The organism is Intestinimonas sp. MSJ-38, assembly GCF_018917925.1.
Lineage (GTDB): Bacteria > Bacillota > Clostridia > Oscillospirales > Butyricicoccaceae > Pseudobutyricicoccus.
This window is the reverse complement of record NZ_JAHLPO010000043.1, coordinates 1-8,299: the sequence shown is the minus strand read 5'-3', so window position 1 is coordinate 8,299 and position 8,299 is coordinate 1. Positions and strand designations below refer to the sequence as shown.

Genomic DNA, 8,299 nt, shown 5'->3' with positions numbered 1-8,299 from the left:
AACTGTCTGGACAATGCTGTGATAGAAAACTTCTTTGGGCTGCTCAAAAGTGAGCTATTGTATCTGCAGGAATTTCAGTCCATGGAGCACTTCAAACAGGAGCTCATTGAGTATCTGGACTACTACAACAACCGCAGGATTAAGGCAAAGCTAAAGGGCTTGCCGCCTGCAATTCACAGACAGCAAGCCCTTTCGGCTGCTTGAACAATTTTTACTTCAGAATATTGTCTAATTTTTTGGGGTCACTTCAAAGTGGAGGGGCGCGAAGTCTTCGGACATTGGGAAATGGATACCGTTTACAGCGGGAAGCAGACTTCAAAGAAAGCCCTTCTTGTGCTGACGGAGCGGAAGACGCGACAAGAAATTATAGAGCGTATGCCGGATCGGACGGAGGAAAGCACCATAAAGGCACTTGACCGTATAGAACGGCGGTTCGGCGCGCTATTCCGCAAAGTGTTCAAAACGATCACCGTTGATAATGGCGGGGAATTCTCCAATGTGGAAAGGTTGGAACAATCCGTGATCCGCAAGGGGAAGCGGACACGCTTTTACTATTGTCACCCGTACAGCAGTTTTGAACGGGGATCAAACGAAAATCAAAATAGAATGATACGGCGGCGATACCCGAAAGGAACAGACTTCGGAAAAGTATCAACCGCCGCAATAAAAGACCTTGAACAATGGATCAACAACTATCCGCGTGAAATATTGGGCTGGAAAACTTCTGCAATGTGCTTCCGCGAATGCCTTGACACACTATAAAAATAAATTTTCAATTTTTTTCGCATTTACTATTGACATTTGCGAAGTTTTTTAAAGTTTTTTAAAAAAATCCAAAAAAGATGGAGGATGGGAAAGACTACAAAAAAAGTATATTTTTTTACATAAAAATGATTGACAAATGCAACATTTAAAAGTATACTAAATGCGTAAACAAAAGCGGTGGTGAGAACATGAAGATCACGAGAGAAGCCGATTATGCGGTGCGCGTGGTATACACCATCATGCAGCAGGGCGGCAAGATCAGTGCCCGGGAGATTTCGGAAAACTCCGGCGTCACCCAGCGTTTTGCCCTGAAGATTCTGCATAAGCTCACGGCCGCCGGCATCGTGCAGTCCTATAAAGGAGTCAACGGCGGTTTTGCTTTGGGCAGAGCGCCGGAAGACATCTCCATTGGGGAGATCATCGAGATCATCGACGGCCCCTTTGAGATCGCACAATGCCTGTGTGAGGACTTTGACTGCACCCGGGTCCAGGATAAAAGGATCTGCCAATTCCGTCAGATCTTCGATCGGGTGAGCCGGAATCTGCATGATGAGCTCCACGCGATCAAGATGAGTCAATTTCAGTGAGAATGAGTTGAAAATTCAAAAGTAACAGGAGGAAATGGAAAAATGAAAAAGTTTGTTTGCTCTGTTTGCGGCTATGTTCACGAAGGGGATTCCGCCCCTGATTTTTGCCCCCAGTGCAAGGCTCCTAAGGAGAAGTTCGTGGAGCAGGGCGCTGAGATGAGCTGGGCTGCTGAGCATGTGGTAGGCGTGGCCCAGGGCGCTCCTGAGGACATCATGGAGGATCTGCGCGCCAACTTCACCGGCGAGTGCACCGAGGTCGGTATGTACCTGGCTATGGCCCGTGTTGCCCATCGCGAAGGCTATCCTGAGATCGGCCTGTACTGGGAGAAGGCTGCTTATGAAGAGGCTGAGCATGCTGCCAAGTTCGCCGAGCTGCTGGGCGAAGTTGTGACCAACTCTACCAAGAAGAACTTGGAGATGCGTGTGGAGGCCGAGAACGGCGCTACCGCTGGCAAGACTGACCTGGCCAAGCGCGCCAAGGCTCTGAACCTGGATGCTATCCATGACACCGTGCACGAGATGGCTCGCGACGAAGCTCGCCACGGCAAGGCTTTCGCTGGCCTGCTGAGCCGTTACTTCGGCAAATAAGAAAGTCTGTATATCCGTGCTGGAGCCAGTCTCGGTAATGGCGAAAAGCCAATGATTCCAGCGGTTTTCAGCACAAAAGATACGCAGTAACAGAAATGCGGTTCACAGGTAAGTGTGAGCCGCATTTTTGCGTCTATATGCTGGCCCGGCAAAATCCGTAGGCACTTTTTTGCTGTCATTCATTAGGGCTGTTATACTCTCGTTAGAAAATCAATCTATGGGAGGTTCCAGAAATGAAAGGCAGTATTCGGAAACGGAAGAACAATGCCTGGTCATATCGCATTGATTTATAATCCGCAATATGGTTCTTGCGGATAACAAACGATGTGGTCTGCACCACTTCGCCGCCGATCTCTTCAAACGCTCTTGCACCGAGGTGCGCCATATTGACAATATCGACTGCCAGCAGCTTTGTACGCAGCTTCTCAAAGCTGGACAGGAACATCCAAGCGTGCTGCGTGATCATCACCTGATACCTTGCCGCTATCCAGTCCCGGCAGATCAAGGTGCAGCACGTCGTTCAGGATCTCCGGCTTGAATGAGCCGGAAGCATCCGAGAACACGCGGATATCAGAACAGCGGCAGAAAGCCAATGAAACCGCAATGGAAATTCTGGCTTGCCGCGATATTTTATATACCGTCCCGGAAGCAGCAAAACTGTTGCGCGTCAATAAAAATCTGGTCTATGACCTGATCCGCTGCGGGTATCTCCGTTCTATCAAGCTGGGCAGCCGCAAAGTAAGCCGCAAGGCACTGCTGGATTTTGTCGAGCAGTTTGAGGGGCAGACGGTGGAACTGCCGGGTGTGCGGTCGGAGTAGTGCTATCCGTATAAATTAAAATCTAATGTCACCCAAACTGTCACTCAAGGTATAAAAACTTGAAAATTATATTGGGTACGATGGATTTCGACTTGTTCCCATTTATAACACCTGCTATGATAATAGCAGCTGATGTGATAAAGGGGGCAGAGCAGTGGAATACTCGGGTTTGATTTTATGCATTCGCAAACAATGTGCCCTGAGCCAAGAAGAACTGGCAAAGGAATTAGGCGTTAGCTTTGCCTCGGTCAACCGCTGGGAGCGCAAACGAACCAGGCCATCGCAAATGGCAATTCGCTCTATTGAAGAATTTTGCAAAACACATCAAATCAACTATACAATGAATGGAGGTGTCACCCATGCAGATTAACAGCATCGAAATCAAAAATTTCCGTTGCTTCGAGCACTTTGAAGCAACGTTCCACCATGAACTGACTGTGATCGTTGGCAATAATGGAAGTGGTAAATCTACGCTTTTGGATGCTGCCTCCATTGCTGTCGGCACATTTTTGGCAGGATTTGATGGAATGAGCAGCCCTGGTATTTCTAAGGATGACGCACTGAATAAGTGTTACGATATGGGCAGTGTGGTTGAACTGCAACCCCAATTTCCTGTTTCTATCAGTGCTTCTGGAGTTATTGGCGGAACGCCTATTGCATGGAAGCGTGAGCTGAGAAGCGCAGAAGGCAAGACCACGGTGGTCGATGCAAAGGAAATTACCGCGATTTCGGCGGCACTGCAAGATCAAGTACGGAATGGAGAAAAACCGGTACTGCCCCTGATCTCTTACTATGGAACAGGACGCTTGTGGGCTCAAAAGCGGGAAAAGAAATCTTCAGAATTGATGAAGTTTAACCGTCAGATGGGTTATGTGGATTGCTTGGATGCAGCATCTAACGAAAAGATGATGCGAAAGTGGTTTGAGAAAATGACCTTGCAGAGTGCCACCAATGGCACACAGGCTCCCGAACTGTCCGCAGTCAAGTCTGCGATCATTCAGTGCTTCCAGGGTATCACAGGATTTGACGATGTAGATGTCCAATTCAACTTGGATACACACGAACTCGATATCCTGTACCGGGATGGTAATTCGGATCGAGAACGCTATCCGATGAAAGAATTGAGTGATGGCTACAAAAACACCCTCAGTATGGTGGCTGACATTGCTTATCGTATGGCCGTTTTGAACCCGTGGCTGCTCGATGATGTTCTCAAGGAAACGACCGGCATTGTTTTGATCGATGAGATCGATTTGCATCTGCATCCCCAGTGGCAGCAGCGGATTATCGGCGATTTGCGGACAATTTTCCCGAAAGTCCAGTTTATCGTATCTACCCATGCGCCGCTGGTCATCAACTCCGTGAAGAAAGAAAATCTGCTCATTCTGACGGATCAGCAAGCGGTCGAACCGCAGAACGAGGTGTTTGGTAGGGATGCAAACGCAATCCTGAGCAGCGTCATGGGGGCCAGTGAGCGTCCATCTGAGATCAAGCAAATGTTCCAATCGGTGTACGATGCCATTGACGAACAGCGCTATGACGATGCTGCTTTGACCTTGCAGCAGATTGAAGATAAAATCGGCTCTGCCGATCCTGAACTGACCAGCGCACAAGTGAGCTTGGAACTGGAACGGATGTAGGTGGATCGCAATGCTGTATATAGAGAAAGAGCAAGAGCCAAATGAACTGATTCAAGAGAAACGGAAAGGACTGACGGACTATAGCAATTTGTCCGGAAAACCCAAAGAAGCGGTTCAAGTATCTTTGCTGGAGGAACAAGGGTGCCTGTGTGCCTATTGTATGCGGCGCATCTCGCTGGAGAATGTGCAAATTGAACACTATCTGCCGCAGCATCCCCAAAGTGAGAATTACGACCCTGCCTTGACGATTGATTACCGCAATATGCTTGCTGTATGTTCCGGCAACAAAAAGCAGGCAGGAAAGTTTGAAAATCTGACTTGTGACCAGCATCGCAAAAATACGCCATTGACGGTAGATCCTCTGGATAGAACCTCAATTGACAAGATCAAGTATAAAACAGATGGAACGATTTATTCTGATGATCCTGCCATCAACAAGGATTTGGACAGTACACTGAATTTGAACTGTCCAGCCTCCTACTTAAAAGCCAACCGCAAGGCAGCATTGGATCGTATCAAGCGGGAATTGCATGACAAATTTCCGGGAAAGAAAGTGCCGAAGCAGCAGTTGGAACGAATGCTGAAACAATTTCAGGCCAAGACGAATGGACGATATGCTGAGTTTGCCGGTGTGATTATCTGGTATCTGAAACGACAGATCGCCAGAGTATGAAGGAAGCGAAAAGGCCCTGACTAAAATTAGGTCTGTAATTTTTTGCGAAATGCTCATGCACCCTCTATACTTTTGAGCAGGAGGTGCATGAGCATGAATGCAATGAATGAACAGACCCGCGCTGCGGTAGCAGAAGTCCGTCAGACCAACTGTGAGTTTTTGACGGTTCCGCAGGTAGCGAAGATTTTGAAGGTCAATAAGAACATGGTGTATGACCTCATCAGCGTCAAGCTGCTGCGGGCGGTCAAGCTGGGCAGTACCAAAGTGGCGACCATTGCCGTGGAGGACTTCATCCGCGAGATGGATGCCGGACTGATCGAGTACGACCATGTGACCAAGAAAGCCACACGGCACCGGTCTAAAGCCAAAGCTGCATCGAGCCCGAATAAGTAAGCATTTCCCTTGTGGAGCCTGACTCGGTACTGGATTTGCAGAGCGTATTTTTGTGGGCAAAGCGTGGGCAAAAAAATTTTCGATTACGCTGAGAGCCTTATATAGTCTGATTGATACGGTAGAAGAATCCTATCACCAGACGAAGCCCACCACGGCAAGGCTTTCGCTGGCCTGCTGAGCCGCTACTTCGGCAAATAAGAAGCGGATTTTACCGAATATCTGAAGAGAGAATAGGGAGACCTGTTCTCTCTTTTTTTGCTGGGATGCTGTGGGGAAGGCCTAAAGACAAGAGGGCGGTACTGCTTGTACCGTCCTCTCTCATTTTTGGGGTATAGCCTACTATTGATATTGAAAAGATGTAGAGTGTCATGCCCCGCCTTGCTTTAGCTTGTTAATCTGCTTTTAGATAGACATAGCCGCCATCAGTACTTGTTATGGTGTCGCCATCCACATAAAATGCACCAGTCAGAGGGTCAGCCGTAAACGAAACTTTTAATACATCATCTTCTATTTCCCATGTTATAGGATAGGGGTATTGTCGGTATTACGCCCTTATAGGGCTTGATTAAGCCTCCGGCTTAGCCGGAGGCTTTGACTATATGGTTTTCGCGCCGCCATATCGCTGCCAACGGTGCAGCAGCACGGCCATCTGGGCCCGGGTGGCACTGCGCCGGGGAAAAAGACGGCGGCGCCGGGTCCCCTGGATCAGTTTTTGCTCCAAGGCCCACTGAAAGGCGGGCAGGGCATACCGGCTGATGAGCCGGGCATCGGCAAAATCCGCAAATTCTGTTGGCATGATTTCCTCTTGCTTTCCCGAGGAAACCTGGGCCAGACGGTAGAACAGAGCCGCCAACTGCTCCCGGGTGATGGGCTCCTCCGGCCGGAACTTGCCCCGACCGCATCCTAGCACAATGCCTTTTTCCCCGGCCCACAGCACGGCTTCGCTCCAGTAATACCCTGGCTTCACATCGGAAAACCGGCTTTCCCCTTTGGGGGAGGGGCAGGACTCCAGACGGTGGAGGATGGTCACCGCCATCCCACGGCTCAGGGGCAGACGGGGGGAAAACAGGGTGGGGCTGGTGCCGGCCATCAGACCGTGGCACCAGGCATAGCGTACCCCCTCTTCGTACCAGGCCCCGGCGGGAATGTCGGTGAAAGGAAGAGCGGTGCGCTTCTCCTCGGAACAGATGTCCATGGGGAAGACAAAGGAGCTGGGAGGACTGCTGGGGATGTTTTTGCGGATGTTTTCGGTCATTGGGAAGGGGCCTCCTTTTCGCCAGGGGCAGTTCTCTATTTTTAGGGTAGCACAAAGAAAGGTGTTTGAAATCATCCCTTTTGCAGAAAAAAAGGACTATGTCCAAGATTTTTTGGCATAGTCCTTTGAAAATAGGATATTATCGCAGCATATATTGCTTCAGATCTTTGCGCTGTTTGATGTTCAGTTTTTGCAATGCGGTGGAGATGTATTGCTTCACCGTGTTGGGGGAGATGCCCAGATGGCCTGCAATTTCCTGATTGGTCCAGCCCCGGGCGGCCAGCATAGCGGCGGCAAACTCGGTGGTGGTCAGGTTGTCGGCCACCGGGTGACCGGTCTCCGGGTTGTGGACCTTGCGCCAGCCTGCGGAAAACCGGTAGGTGATGGCGATGATCCGCCGGAAGTCCTCCGGCCAGTCCTTTTTCAGAACGGCCTCCAGCATGCCGCCCAGCAAGCCATGGTGTTCGCCAAAGCCTTCGATGAGATCATCCGGCCGGGCCAGCTCCCAGGCGCGCAGCAAATGGGCCTGGGCCTGCTCCGGCTGTTTCAGGCTCATATAGTCCATCACCGCCGCCAGATGGAGGTAAATGGACGGGATGGGATACCGCTGGCCCTCCATGGCAAAGGCGGTTTCCACAATGCCGATGCTTTTGCCGTAGTCCCCTTCCAGATAAGTCTGGTGGGCCTGGACATAAAGGGCGAACATCCGCAGGCCGGGAGGCAGCAGGCGGATGTGCTCCGGCAGGGAATGAAGCCCCTGGGGCAGGGGGAGGTGGAGCAGGACAGATGCTGTGGTGATGGCAAATACCGCTACGCTTTGCAGCTGGGGCGGCAGTGTTTCCTCGGCGGTCAGGGTGTTCTGGATTTGGGTCAGGGTGTGCTTGGCACGCTGGATCTGGCCAATGGACAAATTGGCATAAGTATAGATCAGGCAGGCGGAAAGACGCAGGGACAGTTCCTCATACGAAAGATACAGTTCGGCGATTCTGGCGGCCTCTTCCGGTTGGCCGCTGAAATAATAGTATTCGGCCCAGGCGATGTCCCGCAGCTGGGCCTCCGGAATGCTTTCCACATATTCCTTGCAATGCCCGGGAAGAAAGGGGCCGTTGAGCAGGGGCATGGGAATGGGATGGGAGGGCGCTTCCTCCAATGGGGCCGTGATGGAGGGGGAAGCGGCTTTCTCCTTCCGGGGGTCCGCAGGTTTTTGGGCGGAGGCGGGAATGGCCCAGGCCGTGCCGAATTTCTGGGCCCCGGGGATGCGGCCGTCGGCACAGTATTGCTGGGCCAGGCGGGGAGAAATGTTCCACTTTTCGGCGGCTTGTTGTACGGTGATATAGTCCATCCCTTATCACTCCTCCATTTGCTGGGAAAACGGTTACCTATTTATTATTATATGCGTCTGCCCGAAGAGTTGCAAGAAAAAGCCGCCCTTCCGGGCGGCTTTGAGCGTGTCGAAAAAGTGGCTTAGGCCACTTTTTCGAGTTTTTGCAAGGGGCTGGCGGAGTGCCTCCGCTCCCATACTGCGCTCCCGCGCCGGGCCGGTTGTACGCAGAAAAGCAAAGAAAGTATGGCCGTCCGG

The 8,299-nt window shown here is 51.0% G+C and carries 12 protein-coding genes and 1 pseudogene; 9 read left to right on the top strand and 4 right to left on the bottom strand.

Annotated elements, in window-relative coordinates:
• The 4 genes from KQI26_RS14630 to KQI26_RS14615 all read left to right on the top strand — a co-directional run.
• The coding region (locus KQI26_RS14630; protein ID WP_216503868.1) for an IS3 family transposase at nucleotides 1-204 on the top strand (204 nt) is incomplete at its 5' end.
• Between the two features lie 48 nt (nucleotides 205-252).
• Nucleotides 253-762: an IS30 family transposase gene (locus tag KQI26_RS14625; protein WP_216504986.1), complete on the top strand. Its 510-nt coding sequence runs from the start codon at nucleotides 253-255 to the stop codon at nucleotides 760-762.
• 191 nt (nucleotides 763-953) lie between these two features.
• Nucleotides 954-1,352: an Rrf2 family transcriptional regulator gene (locus KQI26_RS14620; protein WP_118748399.1), complete on the top strand. Its 399-nt coding sequence runs from the start codon at nucleotides 954-956 to the stop codon at nucleotides 1,350-1,352.
• Nucleotides 1,353-1,394: 42 nt separating this feature from the next.
• Nucleotides 1,395-1,940, top strand: a complete 546-nt coding sequence (locus KQI26_RS14615) for an NADH peroxidase (protein WP_118427234.1) — start codon at nucleotides 1,395-1,397, stop codon at nucleotides 1,938-1,940.
• 286 nt (nucleotides 1,941-2,226) lie between these two features.
• Here KQI26_RS14615 and KQI26_RS14610 read toward each other — a convergent pair.
• Nucleotides 2,227-2,415, bottom strand: a pseudogene (locus tag KQI26_RS14610) (hypothetical protein); the annotation flags it as partial.
• Nucleotides 2,416-2,543: 128 nt separating this feature from the next.
• Here KQI26_RS14610 and KQI26_RS14605 point away from each other — a divergent pair.
• From KQI26_RS14605 to KQI26_RS14585, 5 genes are all read left to right on the top strand, one after another.
• A complete protein-coding gene (locus KQI26_RS14605) occupies nucleotides 2,544-2,759 on the top strand; it encodes a helix-turn-helix domain-containing protein (RefSeq protein WP_118748406.1) in 216 nt (71 codons plus the stop codon).
• A gap of 154 nt (nucleotides 2,760-2,913) precedes the next feature.
• The gene (locus KQI26_RS14600) at nucleotides 2,914-3,129 is read left to right on the top strand and encodes a helix-turn-helix transcriptional regulator (protein ID WP_216504985.1); all 216 of its coding nucleotides are present in this window, start codon (nucleotides 2,914-2,916) and stop codon (nucleotides 3,127-3,129) included.
• A complete protein-coding gene (locus tag KQI26_RS14595; protein ID WP_216504984.1) occupies nucleotides 3,119-4,399 on the top strand; it encodes an AAA family ATPase in 1,281 nt (426 codons plus the stop codon). The genes KQI26_RS14600 and KQI26_RS14595 overlap by 11 nt, the downstream gene beginning before the upstream one ends.
• Before the next feature lie 10 nt (nucleotides 4,400-4,409).
• Complete coding sequence (locus KQI26_RS14590) at nucleotides 4,410-5,072, top strand: retron system putative HNH endonuclease (RefSeq protein WP_216504983.1); 663 nt, start codon at nucleotides 4,410-4,412, stop codon at nucleotides 5,070-5,072.
• Nucleotides 5,073-5,165: 93 nt separating this feature from the next.
• Complete coding sequence (locus KQI26_RS14585; RefSeq protein ID WP_253292890.1) at nucleotides 5,166-5,465, top strand: helix-turn-helix domain-containing protein; 300 nt, start codon at nucleotides 5,166-5,168, stop codon at nucleotides 5,463-5,465.
• A gap of 595 nt (nucleotides 5,466-6,060) precedes the next feature.
• Here the strand turns inward: KQI26_RS14585 and KQI26_RS14580 are convergent.
• The 3 genes from KQI26_RS14580 to KQI26_RS14570 all read right to left on the bottom strand — a co-directional run.
• Entirely contained in the window at nucleotides 6,061-6,720 is a 660-nt protein-coding gene (locus tag KQI26_RS14580; protein WP_216504982.1) for an S-layer homology domain-containing protein, read from the bottom strand.
• Between the two features lie 139 nt (nucleotides 6,721-6,859).
• On the bottom strand, nucleotides 6,860-8,062 hold the full coding sequence (locus KQI26_RS15835) for a LuxR C-terminal-related transcriptional regulator (RefSeq protein ID WP_216504981.1): 1,203 nt from the start codon (nucleotides 8,060-8,062) through the stop codon (nucleotides 6,860-6,862).
• A gap of 33 nt (nucleotides 8,063-8,095) precedes the next feature.
• Nucleotides 8,096-8,299: hypothetical protein (locus tag KQI26_RS14570; protein WP_216504980.1), on the bottom strand; the 204-nt coding region annotated here is incomplete at its 5' end.